The organism is Azospirillum argentinense, from assembly GCF_000632475.1.
In the GTDB taxonomy this organism is placed as follows: domain Bacteria; phylum Pseudomonadota; class Alphaproteobacteria; order Azospirillales; family Azospirillaceae; genus Azospirillum; species Azospirillum baldaniorum.
In genome coordinates this window covers 364,710-384,987 of record NZ_CP007794.1, presented here as the reverse complement: position 1 = coordinate 384,987, position 20,278 = coordinate 364,710, and the positions used below count along the sequence as shown (strand labels likewise).

General features: G+C 65.5%; 15 protein-coding genes and 1 riboswitch. Of the genes, 6 read left to right on the top strand and 9 right to left on the bottom strand.

The annotated features are described in order from the left end of the window. Positions 1-24: 24 nt before the first annotated feature. Positions 25-864, bottom strand: coding sequence for a hypothetical protein (locus ABAZ39_RS15940; protein WP_040133956.1), 840 nt, complete (start codon positions 862-864; stop codon positions 25-27). Positions 865-1,546: 682 nt separating this feature from the next. On the opposite strand from ABAZ39_RS15940, the gene ABAZ39_RS33080 reads away from it, so the two are divergent. From ABAZ39_RS33080 to ABAZ39_RS36945, 6 genes are all read left to right on the top strand, one after another. Next, complete coding sequence (locus tag ABAZ39_RS33080) at positions 1,547-2,824, top strand: DUF3300 domain-containing protein (RefSeq protein WP_247881699.1); 1,278 nt, start codon at positions 1,547-1,549, stop codon at positions 2,822-2,824. A 33-nt stretch (positions 2,825-2,857) separates the two neighbouring features. Beyond that, positions 2,858-3,865 carry a DUF2950 domain-containing protein gene (locus ABAZ39_RS15930; protein WP_051658169.1) on the top strand — a complete coding sequence of 336 codons (1,008 nt, stop codon included), beginning with the start codon at positions 2,858-2,860 and terminating at the stop codon, positions 3,863-3,865. A 354-nt stretch (positions 3,866-4,219) separates the two neighbouring features. After that, the gene (locus ABAZ39_RS15925) at positions 4,220-5,143 is read left to right on the top strand and encodes a formylglycine-generating enzyme family protein (protein ID WP_247874771.1); all 924 of its coding nucleotides are present in this window, start codon (positions 4,220-4,222) and stop codon (positions 5,141-5,143) included. 59 nt (positions 5,144-5,202) lie between these two features. Continuing rightward, entirely contained in the window at positions 5,203-6,810 is a 1,608-nt protein-coding gene (locus tag ABAZ39_RS15920) for an arylsulfatase (protein ID WP_051658167.1), read from the top strand. A 205-nt stretch (positions 6,811-7,015) separates the two neighbouring features. Next, the gene (locus tag ABAZ39_RS36950) at positions 7,016-7,468 is read left to right on the top strand and encodes a hypothetical protein (RefSeq protein ID WP_308217012.1); all 453 of its coding nucleotides are present in this window, start codon (positions 7,016-7,018) and stop codon (positions 7,466-7,468) included. A 117-nt stretch (positions 7,469-7,585) separates the two neighbouring features. Next, entirely contained in the window at positions 7,586-8,161 is a 576-nt protein-coding gene (locus ABAZ39_RS36945; protein ID WP_247881698.1) for a TonB-dependent receptor domain-containing protein, read from the top strand. 353 nt (positions 8,162-8,514) lie between these two features. On the opposite strand, the gene ABAZ39_RS15910 is transcribed toward ABAZ39_RS36945, so the two are convergent. The 8 genes from ABAZ39_RS15910 to ABAZ39_RS15875 all read right to left on the bottom strand — a co-directional run bounded on the left by ABAZ39_RS15910 (position 8,515) and on the right by ABAZ39_RS15875 (position 20,124). Continuing rightward, complete coding sequence (locus ABAZ39_RS15910) at positions 8,515-9,375, bottom strand: isocitrate lyase/PEP mutase family protein (RefSeq protein ID WP_014242175.1); 861 nt, start codon at positions 9,373-9,375, stop codon at positions 8,515-8,517. Between the two features lie 31 nt (positions 9,376-9,406). Continuing rightward, on the bottom strand, positions 9,407-10,612 hold the full coding sequence (gene prpF, locus ABAZ39_RS15905; protein WP_014242174.1) for a 2-methylaconitate cis-trans isomerase PrpF: 1,206 nt from the start codon (positions 10,610-10,612) through the stop codon (positions 9,407-9,409). Next, on the bottom strand, positions 10,612-13,248 hold the full coding sequence (gene acnD / locus ABAZ39_RS15900) for a Fe/S-dependent 2-methylisocitrate dehydratase AcnD (RefSeq protein WP_040133954.1): 2,637 nt from the start codon (positions 13,246-13,248) through the stop codon (positions 10,612-10,614). Before acnD ends, prpF begins: the two co-directional genes overlap by 1 nt. Before the next feature lie 9 nt (positions 13,249-13,257). Then, complete coding sequence (gene prpC, locus ABAZ39_RS15895; RefSeq protein ID WP_040135308.1) at positions 13,258-14,421, bottom strand: bifunctional 2-methylcitrate synthase/citrate synthase; 1,164 nt, start codon at positions 14,419-14,421, stop codon at positions 13,258-13,260. Positions 14,422-14,622: 201 nt separating this feature from the next. Next, entirely contained in the window at positions 14,623-15,714 is a 1,092-nt protein-coding gene (locus ABAZ39_RS15890) for a ribonucleotide-diphosphate reductase subunit beta (RefSeq protein ID WP_081863090.1), read from the bottom strand. A gap of 53 nt (positions 15,715-15,767) precedes the next feature. Continuing rightward, positions 15,768-17,687 carry a ribonucleoside-diphosphate reductase subunit alpha gene (locus ABAZ39_RS15885; RefSeq protein WP_040133953.1) on the bottom strand — a complete coding sequence of 640 codons (1,920 nt, stop codon included), beginning with the start codon at positions 17,685-17,687 and terminating at the stop codon, positions 15,768-15,770. A 110-nt stretch (positions 17,688-17,797) separates the two neighbouring features. Beyond that, positions 17,798-18,049, bottom strand: a riboswitch (cobalamin riboswitch). Between the two features lie 113 nt (positions 18,050-18,162). Continuing rightward, complete coding sequence (locus ABAZ39_RS33075; RefSeq protein WP_051658166.1) at positions 18,163-18,675, bottom strand: hypothetical protein; 513 nt, start codon at positions 18,673-18,675, stop codon at positions 18,163-18,165. A 15-nt stretch (positions 18,676-18,690) separates the two neighbouring features. Then, positions 18,691-20,124, bottom strand: coding sequence for a short-chain fatty acyl-CoA regulator family protein (locus ABAZ39_RS15875; RefSeq protein ID WP_040133952.1), 1,434 nt, complete (start codon positions 20,122-20,124; stop codon positions 18,691-18,693). Positions 20,125-20,278: the final 154 nt, after the last annotated feature.

Here is a 20,278-nt window from a genome sequence, read left to right as displayed (position 1 = left end):
GTGGTGGCCTACCCCGTTGTTCCTTCATTGCCCCAGGCTGAACTGAAGATTGAGGCCTGCGAAGACCTGCCAGCGGGGAATGCCCGCCCCATGGTGCAGGACTGTGTATTGGGGCTCGATATAGGCGTTCACCGATGCGGTCCGGCTGACTTGCCAGACCTTGCCCACGCCAAACCCCAAGGGGGCATAGCGTGTGTCGTTCTCGATATCGAAGTTCCAGATGGCGGAGGACCGCAAATAATACCCGTCCGGCAAATTGTAGAAGAGTATGGGCTGGACGGTCAGCAACTTGACCGCTTCCCGATCGTCGTCGCCTGCGAAGGATTGTTGATAGGTCAACAGACCGCCGACCAGCCCCCACGACTGTGGTGCGACCGCAACGCCTGCCGCCCCCGCTTGCCATTTTCCAGCGCCAAGCACCCGGCTGCTAGCGGTCGGCGCGACCAGCATCGGACCGAGGCCGAATGAAACGTCCTTTCCCGGAAACATGAAAAGATCCATCAGCGTCAAGTCACCCAAGCCCGTTTCCGAGCCATCGGGAAGCGTCGGAGCGGTCGCGATGGGCAACGTGAACCGGAAAAGTTGTGGAGCGCCGAACAGGTCGGACGGTACCAACCCACGCAACAGAAGCTGGTTGGCGTCCTGATCCGGCCCCCTGATGAAAGAGGGAATGTAATAATCCTGAAGATTGAAAGTGATCTTGGGAGTCAATGGGTTGTTGGCCTCATTCTGTCCGCTGTTCGGCGCATTGGGCTGCTTTGCAGCCTCCTGTGCCGTCGAGGTCGATGCGAGAGCGGCATACGCAGCAAAGACCACAAAGACGCTGCTCACTCTTCCGAGCGAACCGCGAGACGTGTCATCCATTGACTTCTCCTGACAAGGGAGCCACCCCTTGCATTGACCGATTGGCATCACGCAACGGCCCTTTAAGGCCCGTTCACCTTTTGCCCACACCTCACTAAAAAGCTTGGCTAACTCAGGGCAATAATTCATACCATTAATGTAAACATAGCCCATTAACGGAGACACAGCTTGGTCAATGTGCACCGCTAGAACAATCTACATTTTCTCTGACAATTTTTTGATTTCTGGAATAGCTATCCGACTGAGAATTTGATGCATCGCCATCTCAGGTTGGTGTCTGGCATAATTTTCTGAACGAGAAAGCATTTTACCGTAACGCCGAGCGTTTATTACCTATGAGAGGCCCCGTCGGCACAGGAGGGGGCGAACGTTTGTGGGAGCCGGCAGGCTCGGTAGGTTTGCGCATTGCGATGCGTGGTCTGGGGGCAGCCCTGATGACGAGCAAAGTTCCATTGCCGTTGCTGTACGTGTTTGCCGTACGCTGAAACAGCACCCACCCGATTGAAACGGTAACTAACCTGTTTCGGAGAAGACGGTCCGGTCCATCTCTGTTACGGCTTACCCATCAAAGGTTGCCTACTTCGCTCCGCTGCCACGCAGGTCCGCTCTCCCAGGTGAGCGCTCGCGCGTCGCGTCGCCATGTGCCCGCTGTAGCGGGCTGGGACCGGAAAAGGAGAGCGCCATGGTTCCCGTACCTTTATCCGTCGTGCGCTCATCCGATGCGTACGGAGGAGCATCATTGAATGCCTGGACCTGGCTGCACCGGCTGACCAGCGGCGGCCAGTTGATTGTTGTCACCGCATCGCTGATGCTTATGCTTCTCTTCACTTTTTCCGCCAAGGCACAATCGCCGCCGAGTGAGCCGGCCAAACTGAGCAGCGCACAGCTTCAGACGCTGGTGAGCCGGGTGGCCCTATACCCAGACGACCTTCTGGCGATCGTGCTTCCTGCCTCCACCCAACCCCTTCAAGTCGTCGAAGCACAACGGCTCTTTGAGCAGCGCCGCGGCAATCCGAAGGTCAGCCCTCCCAAGAGCTGGGACCCGAGCGTCGTCGCGCTTCTCAATTACCCGGATGCTCTCAAGGTGATGAACGACGACCTCGATTGGACCCAGCAGTTGGGCGAAGCCGTGGTGCGACAGCAGAGCGAAGTCATGGATGCGATCCAAAGCTTTCGTCAGAAGGCCTACGCGGCTGGCAATCTGGTGTCCAACGACAAGCAGACGGTGACCAAGCAGAAGGAAAGCATCGTGGTGCACTCGGCTGACCCCACGGTGATTTACGTGCCGACCTACAACCCCGCGACGGTCGTTTATGTAACGCCGCCCGCCGCCCCGCCTCCTTACTATTGGTCACCGCCTTATCCGTATTATTACGACCCTGCGGCGGCTTTCTTCACCGGGGCGGTGTTCGGTACGGCCTTGGGCTTCGCCCTGTCATGGGACAATCACGACATCTACCATGGCGATGTGAACATCAACCGCAACGTCAACATCAACACGCAGAATGTCCGCGCACGGATCGACGGCATTTCGCAAAATCGCGAAAATCGCTGGCATTCGGCCAACACCGAGCTGGGACGGCAGGCCCATGTGAACCGGATGGGCGGTGCAGGACGCGCGGTTGCGCCGTTGAACGCCGAGCAGGTTCGCCGCGGGCTGGCCAACGCAACGCCGGAACGCCGGGCATTCTCTCAGCGCCCACAGGGGGCGGCGGGTCTGGACCGGGCGCCCGCCTCGCTGGCCAACCGCGGCATTGCCGGGGCTGGGGAGCATTTCAATCCCGGCGGACACAACGCCTTCTCCAACATCGAACATGGATCGCTTGCGGAGCATCAGAGTCTGCGCGGTCTCCAGAGCCTTGGGGGAGCGGGTGGGTTCCAGGGGGCGGGAGGATTTGGGGGATTCCATGGCGGCGGTTTCCATGGTGGAGGCTTTCACGGCGGCTTCCACAGACGCTGAACGGTTCGCGACGACGGCATCCGGAGGATCACGATGACTGGAGCGCACCGCCTGAGACGAACAATTCTGGCCGGCATCCTGGCGCCAATCGTGGCTATGTTCACCATTGCGGCGGCCTTCGCCCAGTCGCAGACCACGCCGCCCGCCATGGGAGCACCTGCACCGTCCGCCGATCAGCGCAGCTTCGCAACGGCTCGGGAAGCCGCGGACGCCTTTGTGGCCGCCCTTGCCGCGGACGACACGCGAAGCCTGTTGGCGATGTTCGGCCCAGGCAATGCCGACCTTGTCGAAGGCCCCGACCCGGCAAGCGCCCGCGTGGATCGGCAACGCGCGGCGCGCGCCGCGAAGGAAGGAATGCGCCTGCAGGAAGAGGGCAACGTGGCTGGCATTCTTCTTGGGCACCAGAACTGGCCCTTCCCGATACCGCTCGTGCGCATCGGCCCGCGGTGGTTCTTCGACACGCCCGCCGGCGAAGAAGAGATATTCGTGCGCCGGATCGGCGCCGACGAACTGGACGCCATCGCGGCTTTGCACGCCTTCGTCCAGGCTCAGCGGGATTACATGGAGCGGTCGAAAGCGGGAGGCCGCCCAGCCGCCTATGCGCGCTACATCCAGAGCACGCCGGGCAGCACCGATGGGCTGTGGTGGCCCGCGCAAGCCGGCCATAGCAAAGCCGCTGGAAACGGAACCGAGGCCACGCACGCGAGCCCGTTGTCGGCCTTTGTCGAAAGGCAGCGTGCCTTTCTGGAGGGCCGGCGGCCCGGCGATCCGTACCGTGGGTACTGGTTCCGCATTCTGACGGCGCAGGGGCCGGGCGCTCCGGGCGGAGCGATGAGCTATCTGGTCAACGACCGTCTTGAGAAGGGGTTCGCCATCCTGGCTTGGCCATCCGACTACGGAGAAAACGGCATCATGAGTTTCCAGGTCGGCCGGGACGGCCATGTTCTGCAAAAGGATCTGGGGAATGACACGGTGGCGGTTGCGCAGTCCATCTGGGCCTACGATCCATCCGATGGATGGATGCCGGTCACTCCTCGATGACGCTCCACCGATGCTGGAATGCAGCAAGCCGCAGCCGCACACGCGAGAGCCGACCAGGTTGCGGGGGTGAGCGGGGCTCGCAATGCCCTTCAACGTTACGTGTAAGTTACCCCGCCGAGGATTGCCGCAACACAACCACCGCACCACGCTTCTGGCGAAGCCGCCCACGCCTCGATCGGCGCGGTTGTCGGGGGCCAGCGAGACCGGTGCTTTGCAGCTTCCGTTGCGTCGACCTGCGAACGCCATTCCTTGAACGAGGATGACACGTCAGCCATGAGCACCGGTGCGCCAGCGTGCTGCCCGAAGCCAGCCACGCCCCTGGACCAGGGCCAGGATCACCTTCAGGACCAGGGAATGGTCTGGATTCCCGGAGGCACCTTTCGGATGGGGTCCGATCGGCATTACCGGGAAGAAAGCCCCACCCACCGCGTCGCCGTCGATGGCTTCTGGATGGACGCCGTTGCCGTGACCAACGAACAGTTCCGGCGCTTCGTCGCGGCCACGTGTTATGTCACGGTCGCCGAGCGCCCGCTCGACCCGGCGGATTATCCGGGCGCCTTGCCCGGCATGCTGCAACCCGGAGCCCTGGTGTTCCACAAGGCGAGCCGCCCCGTCGACCTCCGGAACCTCGCCAACTGGTGGTCGTATGTGCCAGGGGCGAACTGGCGCAATCCGGAAGGGCCGGGCAGCGGCATCGACGACCGCTTGGACCATCCGGTCGTCCACGTCGCGTACGATGATGCCGAGGCCTATGCCCGCTGGGCCGGGAAGACGCTGCCCACGGAGGCCGAATGGGAGTTCGCGGCGCGTGGCGGCCTGGACGGCACGATCTATTGCTGGGGCGACGAGTTCACGCCGGGCGGCCGTTACATGGCCAACACGTGGCAAGGGCAGTTTCCTTGGCAAAATCAGGTGTCCGACGGGTTCGAGCGCACCGCTCCGGTCGGTTCCTATCCCGCCAACGGCTACGGCCTGTTCGACATGGCGGGCAATGTGTGGGAATGGACTTGCGACTGGTACAGCGCCCGGCATCCGGCCGACGCGGGCAAGCCCTGCTGCATTCCGAGCAACCCACGCGGCGCCCCGCGGGAGAGCAGCCTCGACCCGGCCCAGCCCAACATCCGCATTCCGCGCAAGGTGGTGAAAGGGGGCTCGTTCCTGTGCGCCCCTAGCTATTGCGAGCGGTACCGGCCCGCGGCCCGTCAGCCGCAGATGATCGACAGCGCCATGTCCCACATCGGGTTCCGGTGCATCATCCGAAAAGGGAGGGAAATGTGAGCGGTTCCGCAAACCACGATGATGAGCAGCCAAAACCAAGGGTCCTCAGCCGCCGCAACATGCTGCTGACGGGGACGACCCTCGCCGCGGCATCCGCCCTCGACCCCGCGGCCCTGATCGGTTCCGCCAAAGCTCAGCAAGCCCAGCCCCAACCACAGCCGGGGCAGCCGCAAGCCCAGCCGTCCGGCGCCCATCCCAACATTCTGGTGATCTTCGGCGACGATGTCGGGCAATCGAACATCAGCGCCTACACCTTCGGCCTGATGGGCTACCGGACTCCGAACATCGACCGCATCGCCCGCGAAGGCATGATGTTCACCGACTACTATGCGGAGCAGAGCTGCACCGCGGGGCGGTCGTCCTTCATCACCGGGCAATCGACGCTGCGCACCGGCCTGTCCAAGGTCGGCGTGCCAGGAGCCACGGTGGGCCTGCAGAAGGAGGACGCCACCCTCGCCGAACTGCTCAAGCCCCTCGGCTACGCGACCGGCCAATTCGGGAAGAACCATCTGGGGGACCGCGACGAATTTCTGCCGACCAACCACGGCTTCGATGAGTTCTTCGGCAATCTCTACCACCTGAACGCGGAAGAGGAACCGGAACAGCGCACCTACCCGCGGGACCCCGAATTCCGCAAGCGGTTTGGTCCGCGCGGCGTGCTCAAGGCATCCGCCGACGGCAAGATCGAGGACACCGGCCCGCTCACAAAGAAGCGGATGGAGACGATCGACGACGAGACCTCGGCCGCGGCGATGGATTTCATCGACCGGCAGGTCAAGGCAAACAAGCCCTTCTTCTGCTGGTTCAACAGCACCCGCATGCATTTCCGAACGCATGTGCGTGAGGAGCACCGCAGCCCACCCGGCTTGACCGCCCGGACCGAATACGCGGACGGCATGGTCGAGCACGACGGTCACATCGGGTTGCTGCTCAAGAAACTCGACGACCTCGGAATCACCGACAACACCATCGTGCTCTACACGACGGACAACGGGCCGCACATGAACGCTTGGCCCGACAGTGCCATGACCCCCTTTCGCAGCGAGAAGGACACGAATTGGGAGGGGGCCTTCCGTGTGCCCTGCATGATCCGTTGGCCTGGGAAAATCCGAGCGGGGACCGTATCGAACGAGATCGTCAGTGGCCTGGACTGGGTTCCAACCTTCATGGCCGCCGCCGGGGATACGGACGTCAAGGACAAGCTGCTGAAAGGACACGGTGCCGGCGGCAAAACCTTCAAAGTCCATCTCGATGGCTACAACCAGCTCCCACACCTGCTTGGCCAGCAGGACCGTGGCGCCAGAAGGGAGTTCTTCTATTTCGACGATGACGGCGATCTGGTTGCCATGAGGTTCGAGAACTGGAAGATCGTGTTCTCCGAGCAGCGAGCGCCGGGAACCATGCGCATCTGGGCCGAGCCGTTCACGACGTTGCGTCTGCCCAAGCTGTTCGACCTGCGCGCCGACCCGTATGAGCGGGCGGACATCACCTCCAACACCTACTATGATTGGTTCGTATCCCAGCCATACATCATCTTTGCCGCGCAGACGGAGGTTGGGAAATTTCTGGAAACATTCCGGGAATTCCCACCGCGGCAGCGTGCAGCGAGCTTTACGGTCGACCAGATCATCGAGAAGATGCAAAAGAATTTGGAGGTTAAGCAATAACACCCTTATGGCATCGAAGCAGCGTAGACCGTTAGGCGGTCCACGCTGTGAACAGACGTGGGATATCGATGTTGATCTGAACAGCAACCGTTGCCAATGAGGGCAAATAATATCCCAGACCCACACTACCACACACACTAAGTACTTCGGGAAGCCGCTCATTAACGGCAGCCTCGACCGCGCGCTGCGGCACCGAAATTTCAACGTGGTCGACAGCGCGATCCGCTACCGCGACAACTGGACCCAACTCGAGACAGAATGGGCAGTGTCGGACGCCCTCACCCTGCGCATCACTGCATATCACCTGACGAGCCATCGGCACTGGAAGAATGTGGAGAGCTACGCCTGGAACGCCGCCACGCGGCGGGTCAACCGCAGCAGCTACATCGAGATCTATCACGACCAGCGACAGGTCGGCGACCGCTTCGACGCGACGTGGCGCAGCCAGCTGTTTGGCATGAGGAACGAGTTGGTCGGCGGCTTCGACGTCAACCGGATCACTTCCAGAACAGCAGGAATTCGCCCTATAGAGGAACCAGCAGCGTCGATCCCTTCGACCCCTCGCCCGGCCTGTTCGTCAACCTCGCCGGCACCACAGCGCGGCTCCGGTCGAAGACCGACCAGTACGCGCTGTTCCTGGAGGATCGGCTGTCGGTGACCGACCGCCTCGCGCTGGTCGGCGGACTACGCCACGGCGGTCGATCCGGTCGGCAATCTGATCTCGCTGTCCCCTGCCCAGAGGGATTTCGACCTGTTTACCGGCCGCCAGATCGAAGTGGGCGTCAAGCAGTCCTTCCTGGAGGGACGCGGCGAATGGACGCTCGCCGCCTACCACATCGTCAAGAACAAGCTGCTGACCACCGATCCGAACCGGCCGGGGATCACCGTGCAGGTCGGCCAGCAGTCGTCACGTGGACTGGAGGCGTCCCTGTCGCTTGGCCTGTGGGAGGGGGTGCGGGGGGACGTGAACGGCGCGCTGCTGCGGACGAAGTACGACGACTTCATCCAGACGGTGTCAGGCCGCGCGGTGTCCTACGCCGCAAACGTGCCGCTCGGCGTGCCGGAACACACCGCCAATGCCTGGGCAAGCTGGGCCTTCCTGCCGGGCTGGGAGGCGCGGGCCGGCGTGCAGTATATCGGCAAGACCTACGCCGACGTCGCCAACACCGTCACGCGGCCCGCCTATACAGTGGTCAACGCCGGCCTGGATTACCGGCCCACCGACAACACCAAGCTCAGCCTGCGCGCCTTCAACCTGTTCGACGAGGTCTACGCGGTGGCCAGTGGAACGACGAGCTGGAAGTTGGGCCGACCGCGCTCGGCCGAACTGGCCTTCTCCATGACCTTCTGACGGTCCGATCGATCAGAGGTGCTTTCTGTCAGCCTGCACGGTTCGGAGCGGCGCACCGTGCAGGGGGGCCTTTCCAGAAACGTTTGTCGGCAAGGGTTAATGAAGGAAAGCACAAGTGGCACGGCAAGCCCTCATCAGCGAAGGATGGTGCTGCTCCCAGACCTCTGGAATGTCCTGGCCGAGTCCGTCCATAATGGGAGTTAAAGCATGCACGTTGCATCGGCCCACCTGTTGCACGGAGTTGGCCATGCGTTCCTGAGGCTGAATGTACGGCCGCTCACACAGCAGGACCATCCCAGTTGGTGCGGCAGATTTAGCACCAACTCCACCTCATCCATCGCACCGGCGACGGATCAGCTGTAGATCTTTTCGAGAGCATCCCACTCGGGCTTGCCAACCAGACGCTGGCGCTCGGCGAACGGCGTGACGAGGCCACTCGACTCCTTGACCTCCTTGTCGTCGCGCAGCACGGTCAGCGCCTTCTGCATGCCTGCCACGGCACCCTGCAAGGCGGCGTTGGCATAGAGGACGATGCCATAGCCAAGTTCCGCCAGTTCGGTCGCATTGACGATCGGCGTCCGGCCGCCGATCACCATGTTCATCAATTGCGGCTTTTCCAAACGACGCGGCAGAGCGCGGATGTCGTCGGCCGTCGTCACGGCCTCGACAAAGAGGATGTCGGCGCCGGCCTCGGCGAAGCGCTGGGCGCGCTCGACGGCCGCCTCGAAACCGTGCACGGCGGCGGCGTCGGTGCGCGCCATGATCAGGAGATCCGCGTCGCGGCGGGCATCGGCCGCGGCCTTGATCTTGCTCACCGCCTCCTCGGTGGAGATCACGTCCTTGCCGGAGAAATGGCCGCAGCGCTTGGGCGCCACCTGATCTTCGAGCTGGATGCAGTCGGCGCCCGCGCGCTCCAGCGTGCGGACGGTGTGGTAGACGTTGAGCGCGTTGCCGAAGCCGGTGTCGGCGTCGACGATCAGAGGAACGCTCACCGCGTCGCGGATGCGCGCCGTGTGGTCGGCGATCTCGGCCAGCCCCATGAAGCCCTGGTCGGGCATGCCGAACCACATGTTGGTCACGCCGGCGCCGGTGATGTAGATGGCCTCGAATCCCAGATCCTCCACCACCTTGGCGGACAGGGCGTTGAAGGCGCCGGGAACGATGGCGCCGCGGCGGGCTTCGACGAGGGTCTTGAGCGACTTGCGGGTGGACATGGCGTTTCCTTGGAATTTCGAACGTTGGGGTTCAAAACGAATCGGCGGGCACACACACCCAGCCTTCCATCAGCACACGGGCGCTGCGGCTCATGATCGCCTTGGTGACGGTCCATCGGCCGTCCACCAGCGCCGCCTCGGCACCGACGCGCAGCGTGCCGGACGGGTGGCCGAAGCGGACCGCGTTGCGCGTGCCGCCACCGGCCGCCCGGTTGACCAGCGTGCCGGGCACCGCGGCGGCGGCGGCGATGGCGACCGACGCCGTTCCCATCATCGCGTGGTGCAGCTTGCCCATGGACAAGGCCCGCACCAGCAGGTCGATGTCGCCGGCCTCCACCCGCTTTCCGCTGGACGCGGTGTAGGCGTCGGGCGGGGCGACGAAGGCGATCTTCGGCGTGTGCTGGCGCCTTGCGGCCTCACCCGGTTCCCGGATCAGTCCCATGCGGAGCGCGCCAATGGTGCGCAGCGCCTCGAAGCGGGCGAGAGCCGTGGCATCGCCGTTGATCGCGGCCTGCGATTCGGTGCCGCGATAGCCGAGGTCGGCGGCATCGATGAAGATCGTCGGGATGCCGGCATTGATCAGCGTCGCCTTCAGCCGGCCACCGGGGACGAGGGAGTCCGGGACGTCGAGGTCGTCGATCGGATTGCCGGTCGGGAGCATCGACCCGCCGCCCTCGCTCTCTCCCTCGTCGGCGGGGTCGATGAACTCCAGCACGATCTCGGCCGCCGGGAAGGTCACGCCATCCAGCGCGAAACTGCCGGTTTCCTGGACCTGCCCGGCAGTGACCGGCACATGGGCGATGATGGTCTTGCCGATGTTGGCCTGCCAAATGCGCACCGTGCAGACGCCGTTCTCCGGAACGCGCGCCGGATCGACCAGCCCGGCGTGGATGGCGAAGGCGCCCGCCGCGGTGGACAGGTTGCCGCAATTGCCCGACCAGTCAACGAAGGCGGCGTCGATGGCGACCTGCCCGTACAGGTAATCGACGTCGTGGCCAGGGCGCGCGCTCTTCGACAGGATGACGCACTTGCTGGTGCTGGAGCTGGCGCCGCCCATGCCGTCGATGTGCTTGGCGTAGGGGTCGGGGCTGCCGATCACCCGCAGGAACAGCCGGTCGCGCGCCTCGCCCGGCACGCGGCAGCGCTCCGGCAGATCGTCGAGGCGGAAGAACACCCCCTTGCTGGTGCCGCCGCGCATATAGGTGGCGGGAATGCGGATTTGCGGTGCGAAGGCCATCAGGCGGCTCCTTTCTGCGCGCTTTCCGAGGCCAGGAAATCCTGCGCGAACCGTTGCAGCACGCCTCCGGCCTCATGGATCGACACCTCCTCGGCGGTGTCGAGGCGGCATGTCACCGGAACCCGCAAGGTTTCACCGTCGCGGCGATGGACGACCAGGGTCAGGTCGGTGCGCGGCCGGCGTTCGCCGGTCACATCGTAGGTCTCGCTGCCGTCCAGGCCCAGCGTCAGCCGCGTCGTGCCCGGCTTGAACTCCAGCGGCAGCACCCCCATGCCGATCAGGTTGGTGCGGTGGATGCGCTCGAAGCCCTCGGCGACGATGGCCTCGACGCCGGCCAGACGCACACCCTTGGCGGCCCAGTCGCGGCTCGACCCCTGGCCGTAGTCGGCTCCGGCGACGACGATCAGCGGCTGCCGGCGCTCCAGGTAGGTCTCGATGGCCTCCCACATGCGCATGACCGTGCCGTCGGGTTCCAAACGGGTCAGCGAGCCCTTCCTCACCGCCCCCTCCACCACGGCCATTTCATTGACCAGCTGCGGGTTGGCGAAGGTGGCGCGCAGGGCGGTCAGATGGTCGCCGCGGTGGGTGGCGTAGGAGTTGAAATCCTCTTCCGGCAGCCCCATCCGCGCCAGATATTCACCCGCCGCCGAATTGGCGAGGATGGCGTTCGACGGCGACAGGTGGTCGGTGGTGATGTTGTCCGGCAGCACCGCCAGCGGGCGCATGCCGGTGAGGGTGCGCGGGGTGGCGGCCAAAGCGCCCACCCCTTCGGTGTCCCAATAGGGCGGCCGGCGGATGTAGGTGGACGCCGGGCGCCAGTCGTAGAGCGGGCTGGTCTTTTCAACACCGTCGCGGTTCGCCGCGAACATCGGATCGTACACCGCGCGGAACTGCTCGGGCCGGACACAGGAGGCGACGATGGCATCGATCTCCGCGTCGGACGGCCACAGGTCCTTCAACGTGATCGGCTTGCCGTCCCGGTCCACGCCCAGGGCGTCCCGCTCGATGTCGAAACGCACGGTGCCGGCGATGGCGTAGGCGACGACCAGCGGCGGCGAGGCGAGGAACGCCTGCTTGGCGTGGGGGTGGATGCGGCCGTCGAAGTTGCGGTTTCCGGACAGGACGGCGGTCGCGTACAGATCGCGGTCGACGATCTCCCGCTGGATCGCCGGGTCGAGCGCGCCGGACATGCCGTTGCAGGTGGTGCAGGCGTAGGCGACGATGCCGAAGCCGAGCGTCTCCAGCTCGGCCAGCAGGCCGGCCTCCTCCAGGTACAGCCGGGCGACCTTGGACCCCGGCGCGAAGGAGGTCTTGACCCAAGGCTTGCGGACCAGCCCCAGCGCGTTGGCCTTCTTCGCCAGGAGGCCGGCCGCCACCACGTTGCGCGGGTTTGACGTGTTGGTGCAGCTGGTGATGGCCGCGATGACCACTGCACCATCCGGCAGCAGGCCGGCGCGCTCCTCCTCCTGCGCCGTGTCGAGACCGACGGCGATGCCGCGCTCCTTCAGCGCCGCGGTCGGCAGACGCCGGTGCGGGTTGGACGGGCCGGCCATGGTCCGTTCGACGCTGGCCAGATCGAACGCCAGCACGCGCTCGTACTCGGCGGTCCGCAGCGCGTCGGCCCAGAGGCCAAGGGTCTTGGCGTAGGTCTCGACCAAAGCCACCTGCTCCGGCGCGCGGCCGGTCAGCCTCAGATAGTCGATGGTCTGCTGGTCGATGTGGAACAGCGCCGCGGTGGCCCCGTATTCCGGGCACATGTTGGAGATCGTCGCCCGGTCCCCGACGGACAGGCCGGCGGCGCCCTCGCCGAAGAACTCGATCCAGGCGCCGACCACGCGCTGTTCACGCAGGAACGCGGTGAGGGCCAGCACGATGTCGGTCGCGGTGATGCCGGGCTGGCGCGCGCCGGTCAGGCGGACGCCGACGATGTCCGGCAGCCGCATCATCGAGGCGCGGCCGAGCATCACCGTTTCGGCCTCGAGCCCGCCGACGCCGATGCCGATGACGCCCAGGGCGTCGACGTGCGGGGTGTGGCTGTCGGTGCCGACGCAGGTGTCGGGAAAGGCCACCCCGTCACGGACCTGGATCACCGGCGACATCGTCTCAAGGTTGATCTGGTGCATGATGCCGTTGCCGGCCGGGATCACATCGACGTTCTCGAAGGCGCGTCTGGTCCAGTCGATGAAATGGAAACGGTCCTCGTTGCGGCGGTCTTCGACGGCACGGTTCTTCTCGAACGCCTGCGGGTCATCGCCGCCATACTCGACGGCCAGCGAATGATCGACGATGAGCTGCGTCGGCACCACCGGGTTGATCTTGGCCGGGTCGCCGCCCTGCTCGGCAATGGCGTCGCGCAGGCCGGCCAGATCGACCAGGGCGGTCTGGCCGAGGATGTCGTGGCAGACGACGCGGGCCGGGTACCAGGGGAAATCGCGGTCGCGCCGGCGTTCGACGAGCTGCTGCAGGGCGTCGTCGAGCAGCGCCGGGTCGCAGCGGCGCACCAGTTGCTCGGCCAGGACGCGCGACACGTAGGGCAACCCGTCCCAGGCCCCCGGACGGAGGGCGTTCACGGCGGCACGGGCGTCGAAGTGGTCGAGCGGCGTTCCCGGCAGCGGCTTGCGGTGGGCGGTGTTCATGGCGCGTCCTCACTGGCGCTGGTCGATGGCCACGAAAACGCGATCGTCCGGCCCGACATAGTTGGCGCTGGGGCGGATGATCTTGTTGTCGATGCGCTGTTCGATGATGTGGGCGGCCCAGCCCGACGTGCGGGCGATGACGAACAACGGCGTGAACATGGCCGTCGGCACACCCATCATGTGATAGCTGACGGCGCTGAACCAATCGAGGTTGGGGAACATCCGCTTGACGTCCCACATCACGGCTTCGAGCCGGGCGGCGATGTCGAACATCCGGGTCGACCCGGCGTCCACCGACAGCTTGTGGGCGACGCCCTTGATGACGTCGTTGCGCGGATCGGAAACGGTGTAGACCGGGTGGCCGAAGCCGATCACCACCTCCTTGCTCTCGACACGGCGGCGGATGTCGGCCTCCGCCTCGTCGGGGGTGTCGTAGCGCTTCTGGATCTCGAAGGCGACCTCGTTGGCGCCGCCGTGTTTCGGCCCGCGCAAGGCGCCGATGGCGCCGGTGATCGCCGAGTACAGGTCGGAACCCGTGCCGGCGATGACCCGCCCGGTGAAGGTCGAGGCGTTGAACTCGTGCTCGGCGTAGAGGATCAGCGAGGTGTGCATGGCCCGCTCCCACAGCGCCGACGGCTTGCGGCCGTGCAGCAGATGCAGGAAGTGGGCTCCGATGGACTCGTCGTCGGTTTCGACCTCGATGCGTCGGCCGTTGCTCGACCAGTGGTACCAGTAGAGCAGCATGGAGCCCAGCGAGGCCATCAGGCGGTCGGCGATGTCGCGGGCGCCGGGGACGTTGTGATCGTCCTTTTCCGGCAGCGCGCAGCCCAGCGCCGACACGCCGGTACGCATCACGTCCATCGGGTGGGCCGAGGCCGGCAGGCATTCCAGCGCCTGTTTGACGTTGGTCGGCAGGCCGCGCAGCGATTTGAGCTTGGCCTTGTAGGCCTTCAACTCGGCGAAGGTCGGCAGCTTGCCATGCACCAGCAGATACGCCACCTCCTCGAACTCGCAGCGCTCGGCGATGTCGAGGATGTCGTAACCCCGGTAATGCAGATCGTTGCCGGACTTGCCGACGGTGCAGAGCGCGGTGTTGCCGGCGGTGACACCCGAAAGGGCCACGGATTTCTTGGGCTTGAAGGGGGGAAGCGCTGCCGTCTCGGGCGCGGTCATGGACATCGGGTGGTTCCCTGTTCGAGATCTGCCTGTCGGCGGACGGCAGGCCTGTCCGACCCGTCGTCTACCGACACGCGCATCATCGGAACGGAACCCCGCGCCGGGAATGGCTGAAAAGGTGGAGATTTGCCGAGGGGAACTTGCAAATTGGCAAAATTTGCGAAGACCGCGTCCGGATGTCGGCGCGCTCCACCGACTTCAGGGCGTCGCCGTGCCGGGCGCTTGCAGACGGTCGAAGGCGGCCCAGACGCCATCCGCCCCGTCCCACTGGCCGCTGGTCGCACCCTTGGAATATTCGGTGGCGCGCTGCTCGAAGAAGTTGGCGTGCTCGACCCCGTTCAGGATCTCCACCAGCCAGGGCAGCGGGTGCGGCTTCGCCGGCTCGTAGCCGCCGTCCACCGGCTTGAAATAGCCGTAGAGCGTCGGCAGCCGAAGCTGCGTCAGCCGCCAGTCGGCGATGTAGTGGACATAGGCGCGGATGTCCTCGGGCGTCATGCCCTCCACCGCGCCCAGCCCGAAGGCCAGGTCGATGAAGCGCTCCTCCAGCCCGACCATGGTGCGGCAGACGTCCAGGATGTCGTCGCGCACCGCGGGCGTCATCGCGCCGGTCTCGCGGTTCCATTCGTGGAACAGCCGGATGATGCCCTCGCAGTGCAGGCTCTCGTCGCGCACCGACCAGGTGACGATCTGGCCCATCCCCTTCATCTTGTTGTGGCGCGGGAAGTTCAGCAGCATGGCGAAGCTGGCGAACAGGGCCATCCCTTCGGTGAAGGCGCCGAACATCGCCAGGGTGCGCGACACGTCGGCCACCGTGCCGACGCCGAAGCTGTGCATGTAGTCGGCCTTGTCGCGCATCTCCGCATAGTCGCGGAAGGCGGCGAACTCGGTCTCCGGCATCCCAATGGTGGTCAGCAGCAGGGCGTAGGCGTCGATGTGCACCGTCTCCATGTTGGTGAAGGCGGCCATCATCATCTGCACTTCCAGCGGCTGGAAGATCGGCATGTAGCGCTTCAGGTAATTGTCGCTGACCTCCACGTCGCTCTGGGTGAAGAAGCGGAAGATCTGGGTCAGCAGGTTGCGTTCGCCGTCAGTGACGCGGTCAGAGGTCCAGTCCTTGATGTCCTCGCCCAGCGGCACCTCCTCGCCCATCCAGTGGACCTGCTGCTGCTTCTTCCAGTAGGCGTAGGCCCAGGGGTAGCGGGAGACGTTGTAGGCGGCCGAGCCCTGCAACAGGCCGACGCGGCCGGTGCCGATCAGGCTGACCGGGTTGATGTGGAGAAGCGAGCTCATGCGAAGGGGTCCGTGATGGCAAGGGAACGGGCGGCGGACGGGAGGGCCGACGATCACTGGCAGGCGAGGCATTCCTCGTAATCGGTGCGCGACGTTGCCTGGATCTCCGTCGTGCCCGTCGCCCGGTCCTTGCCAGCGAAGGCAGCGCGCTGCACCGACTTGGAGCGGCAATAATAGAGGCTCTTCAGGCCCTTCTCCCAGGCGGTCCAGTGCAGCATGTGCAGGTCCCATTTCTCGATGTCGCCCGGCAGGTAGAGGTTGATCGACTGGCTCTGGCAGATGAAGGGCGTGCGGTCGGCGGCGAACTCGATGATCCAGCGCTGGTCGATCTCGAAGGCGGTGCGGAAGACCGCCTTTTCGTCGGCGGTCAGAATGTCGAGATGCTGGACCGAGCCCTCGTGCTCGATGATCGACTGCCAGACCTCCGGCCGGTCGGCGCCCTTGGCGGCCAGCAGCTTCTCCAGATGCGGGTTGCGCACGCTGATCGAGCCGGACAGCGTCTTGTGGGTGTAGACGTTGGCCGGGATCGGCTCGATGCAGGCGCTGGTGCCGCCGCAGATGATGCTGATGGAGGCGGTCGGCGCGATCGCCAGCTTGTGGCTGAAGCGCGCTTTGACCCCGCGTTCGGCGGCGTCCGGGCAGGCGCCGCGCTCCTCGGCCAGCAGGACCGAGGCGGCGTCGGCGTCGCGGCGGATCTTGCGGAAGAAGCGCAGGTTCCACACCTTGGCCATGGCGCTTTCGAAGGGAATGCCCCGCGCCTGAAGGAAGGAGTGGAAGCCCATCACCCCCAACCCGACCGAGCGTTCGCGCATCGCCGAATAGACGGCGTTCTCCATCCCCTCCGGCGCTTCCTCGATGAAGCGGGTCAGCACGTTGTCGAGGAAGCGCAGCACGTCCTCGACCAGTCCCTCCTCGCCGTTCCACTCGTCCCAGGTCTCCAGGTTCATCGAGGCGAGGCAGCACACCGCCGTGCGCTCCTTACCCAGATGGTCCTTGCCGGTCGGCAGGGTGATTTCGCTGCACAGGTTGGAGGTGGAGACGCGCAGGCCGAGGTCGCGCTGGTGCTTGGGCAGGGCGCGGTTCACCGTGTCGCCGAACAGCAGGTACGGCTCGCCGGTCTGCATGCGGGCTTCCAGGATCTTCTGCCAGACCTGACGGGCGTTGATGTGCTTCAGGACGGCGCCGGTCTTAGGGCTGATCAGCGAGAAGGGCCTGTCGTCGCGCACCGCCTGCATGAAGGCGTCGGTGACGATGACAGCGTGGTGCAGGTTCAGGCTCTTGCGGTTGAAGTCGCCCGACGACTTGCGGATCTCCAGGAACTCCTCGATCTCCGGGTGGTGGATGTCCAGGTAGACGGCGGCCGAGCCGCGCCGCAGCGAGCCCTGGCTGATCGCCAGCGTCAGGCTGTCCATCACACGGATGAAGGGAATGATGCCCGACGTACTGCCGCAGCCCTTCACCGGCTCACCGATGGAGCGCACCCCGCCCCAATAGGTGCCGATGCCACCACCGTTGGAGGCCAGCCGGACGTTCTCGTTCCAGATGTCGACGATCCCGTCGAGCGAATCAGGCACCGCGTTGAGGAAGCAGGAGATCGGCAGGCCGCGCGTGGTGCCGCCGTTGCTGAGAACCGGCGTGGCCGGCATGAACCACAGGCGGGAAATCGCGTCGTACAGGCGCTGGGCGTGCGCCGCGTCGTCGGCATAGGCCGCGGCGACTCGGGCGAACAGGTCCTGATAGCTTTCCCCCGGCAACAGGTAACGGTCGTCCAGCGTCGCCTTGCCAAAGGCGGTCAGCAGGGCGTCCCGGCTGCGGTCGATGCGGATGACGGAGGGATCGGGCGGCGTCCAGCGCTCCGCCGGGGCACGACCGCCGGACCGCTCGGGCGTCCGGCGAGGCAGCGTCAGCAGGTTTCCGTGACGGTCGAAGCCGTTGGCGAAGTCCTGGGCAAGGTCTTGAGCGAGCGCCGGCATCCGTGATCCCTTGTTCTTGTGCGGCGGGAAGGCACGGGAGCACGACTTGCGCAAACGCGGACGGGAACGCCGCGCGGGGGCAAGCGCACCACCGGGACACCCCGCCCGTGGACGTTCATTCGGTTACGGCAGGTCTCCTGGCTCACGGGTCACGGCGGTTTCGTCTGGCCTTCCCGGCGCCGGCCCATTCCGCAACGGATGGGGGGCACCAGTGACGCTGAAACGACGAAACCGCTCTCCGCTCACAGTTGCGGGGGCAGCGCCGGCATTGCCGCCATTCCCCGTCCGGGGTGACGACGCACCGGCTTCCCTCTTAGCCCTAGATATTGGATATCCAGAGAACCGTAACGCAAGATGAAGTAGCGGGAAGCCCGCAGCCTGTCAAGCCATACGGATGGCGGGGGCTGCCTCCTCAGGGCCGGCGCGGAGGTTGGGCAAGCCACCGCCATGGGTCACCGCCCGCTCCGGCGCAGCCTCAGCCGAGGCAGCCGACCCGGTCGGTTCGCCGCCAATCGTCGATGATGGAGGCGTCACCCGCCAGCTTGGCGACCGTGTCCACCGCGTAAGTGCTGAGGGTAATCCGCTGCCCCCTCATGATGGTTGCCGACCCCGATTGCGGCAGCCGCCCGTCCTTTGTCCAACGCAACCGTTCCCGGGCGGTGATGCCCAACGCCTCCTCGATCTGACGGGGAGAGAAAGGGCGTTTCGCGATCCGCTCGATCGCACCGTCAAGGCCGGCCAGGGCTGCCGGAACGGTCGCCACGGCCTCGGGCTTTGGCGCAAGCGTCAGGACGTGGGCGTGCGCCGGTCCTTCGAGCGGTCCAAGCCGCTTCAGCGCCGAACGGATGCGCCGGCGCAACTCCCGTTCACGCGCCCTCAGGCCGAAGCATTCCTCCAGGCAACGCTGATGAGACACCGCCACCGTCCGCCCGCAAAGATGGATGTCCAGAAAACGACTTTTCCAAACGCCGGCGCCATCGGCAACCATGCTGCGGGTCCTCGATCAAACCGGAGGCTGGGCCACCGGATAAGGTTCGAACCGGCTGAGGCTTTCGTCAACCGTCACGGTGCGTCCGATCGGCGGAAAGGCGCGTTGCGGGCAGGATGGACGCTCACAGACCTTGCAACCGGCCCCGATCGGCGTGGCGGCGTCGGGATCGCCCAGCGCCAGCCCACGGGAATAGATCAGCCGGCCGGCGTGCTGGATGTCGCAACCGAGTCCGATCGCGAAGCTCTTCGACGGCGCGCCGTAACCGCTGCGGCCATGGACCACCGTGCGGGCGATCCACAGATAGGCCCGCCCGTCCGGCATCCGCGCCAACTGGGTCAGCAGACGACCGGGCGTCGAGAAGGCCTCGTAGACGTTCCACAGCGGGCAGGTTCCGCCGACACGGGAAAAGTGGAAGCTGGTGGCGGACTGGCGCTTCGACATGTTGCCGGCGCGATCGACCCGGACGAAGAAGAAGGGAACGCCCGGCATCCCCGGCCGCTGGAGGGTGCTCAGCCGGTGGCAGACGGTCTCGAAGCCGGTGCCGAAGCGCTGTCCCAGCAACTCAATGTCGTAGGCCACGGCCTCCGCCGTCTCCTGAAAGGCGCGGTAGGGCATGACCACGGCGCCGGCGTAATAGTTGGCAAGCCCGATGCGGGCGACCGAGCGGGCCTGCGGGCCGGAGAAGCGTCCCTCCTCGACCAGCCGGAGCAGGAGGGCCGGTTCCTGGTGGAAGGCGAGCTGGGTCGCCATCTGGAAGGCGCGGCGGCCAGGCTCCAGCGACCGGGCGATCCGCAACGTCCGGGCATCGCCGTCATACTGGCGCAGCGCGCCCTCCGGCATGGCCGTGTCGTCGGTCACCAGCGTGCGGATGCCGTGGCGGTCCGCCAGCAGCCGTTCCAGCCCGCGGTCCACCGCCCCGATCTCCAAACCGGCCTCGCCGAACAGCCGTTCCGCCGCGTCGTCCAGCGCGGCGATGTGGTTGTGATGGCGGTAGAAGAAGTCGCGCACCTCTTCGTAGGGCATCGGCGGCGGCCGCCCGCTGTCCGGCCCGGCTGGGACGATCCCCGAGGCGAGCGCATCCAGCCGTTCCGCGAGCCCGCGCCCGCGCCGGTGCAGCGCCACCAGCGCCCGGCCGACCGCCGGCATGTTGGTGGCGAGCGCCTTGATCTCGGCCATGGCGATGGTCTCGCCGGTTCCGGCCTCCGACAGGGCCTCTCGCAGATCGGCGACCAGCCGGGCTTCCTCGTCCTCCGAGAAGATCTGGACGTCGATGCCGAAGGCGGCGTTGATCCGCAGCAGCAGCGGCACCGTCAGAGGCCGCTGGTTGCGTTCGAGCTGGTTCAGATAGCTCGGCGAAATCTCCAGGATGCGGGCCAGGGCTGTCTGGGTCAGCCCCCGCTCCTCGCGCAGCCGCTGCAGCCGCACCCCCATGAACGCCTTGGCCATACCAGGAATCCCATTTGCAAAATTCGCCGACTCACTGAAAACACCTTGCAAATCTTGGCAATGTCAGCGGTCATCCAAACAAGCGGTCTGCGTATATTGCAAAGGACGCGGCTACCAGGCAAGTTCCGCCATCAGCAGCTTCAGGGTGCAAAGA

Excerpts from the sequence above, each read along its gene's own strand:
- ABAZ39_RS15940 (WP_040133956.1), bottom strand. The coding sequence starts at position 864 with ATGGATGACACGTCTCGCGGTTCGCTCGGAAGAGTGAGCAGCGTCTTT.
- ABAZ39_RS33080 (WP_247881699.1), top strand. The coding sequence starts at position 1,547 with ATGGTTCCCGTACCTTTATCCGTCGTGCGCTCATCCGATGCGTACGGA.
- ABAZ39_RS15930 (WP_051658169.1), top strand. The coding sequence starts at position 2,858 with ATGACTGGAGCGCACCGCCTGAGACGAACAATTCTGGCCGGCATCCTG.
- ABAZ39_RS15925 (WP_247874771.1), top strand. The coding sequence starts at position 4,220 with ATGGTCTGGATTCCCGGAGGCACCTTTCGGATGGGGTCCGATCGGCAT.
- ABAZ39_RS15920 (WP_051658167.1), top strand. The coding sequence starts at position 5,203 with ATGCTGCTGACGGGGACGACCCTCGCCGCGGCATCCGCCCTCGACCCC.
- ABAZ39_RS15910 (WP_014242175.1), bottom strand. The coding sequence starts at position 9,375 with ATGTCCACCCGCAAGTCGCTCAAGACCCTCGTCGAAGCCCGCCGCGGC.
- prpF (WP_014242174.1), bottom strand. The coding sequence starts at position 10,612 with ATGGCCTTCGCACCGCAAATCCGCATTCCCGCCACCTATATGCGCGGC.
- acnD (WP_040133954.1), bottom strand. The coding sequence starts at position 13,248 with ATGAACACCGCCCACCGCAAGCCGCTGCCGGGAACGCCGCTCGACCAC.
- prpC (WP_040135308.1), bottom strand. The coding sequence starts at position 14,421 with ATGACCGCGCCCGAGACGGCAGCGCTTCCCCCCTTCAAGCCCAAGAAA.
- ABAZ39_RS15890 (WP_081863090.1), bottom strand. The coding sequence starts at position 15,714 with ATGAGCTCGCTTCTCCACATCAACCCGGTCAGCCTGATCGGCACCGGC.
- ABAZ39_RS15885 (WP_040133953.1), bottom strand. The coding sequence starts at position 17,687 with ATGCCGGCGCTCGCTCAAGACCTTGCCCAGGACTTCGCCAACGGCTTC.
- ABAZ39_RS33075 (WP_051658166.1), bottom strand. The coding sequence starts at position 18,675 with ATGGTTGCCGATGGCGCCGGCGTTTGGAAAAGTCGTTTTCTGGACATC.
- ABAZ39_RS15875 (WP_040133952.1), bottom strand. The coding sequence starts at position 20,124 with ATGGCCAAGGCGTTCATGGGGGTGCGGCTGCAGCGGCTGCGCGAGGAG.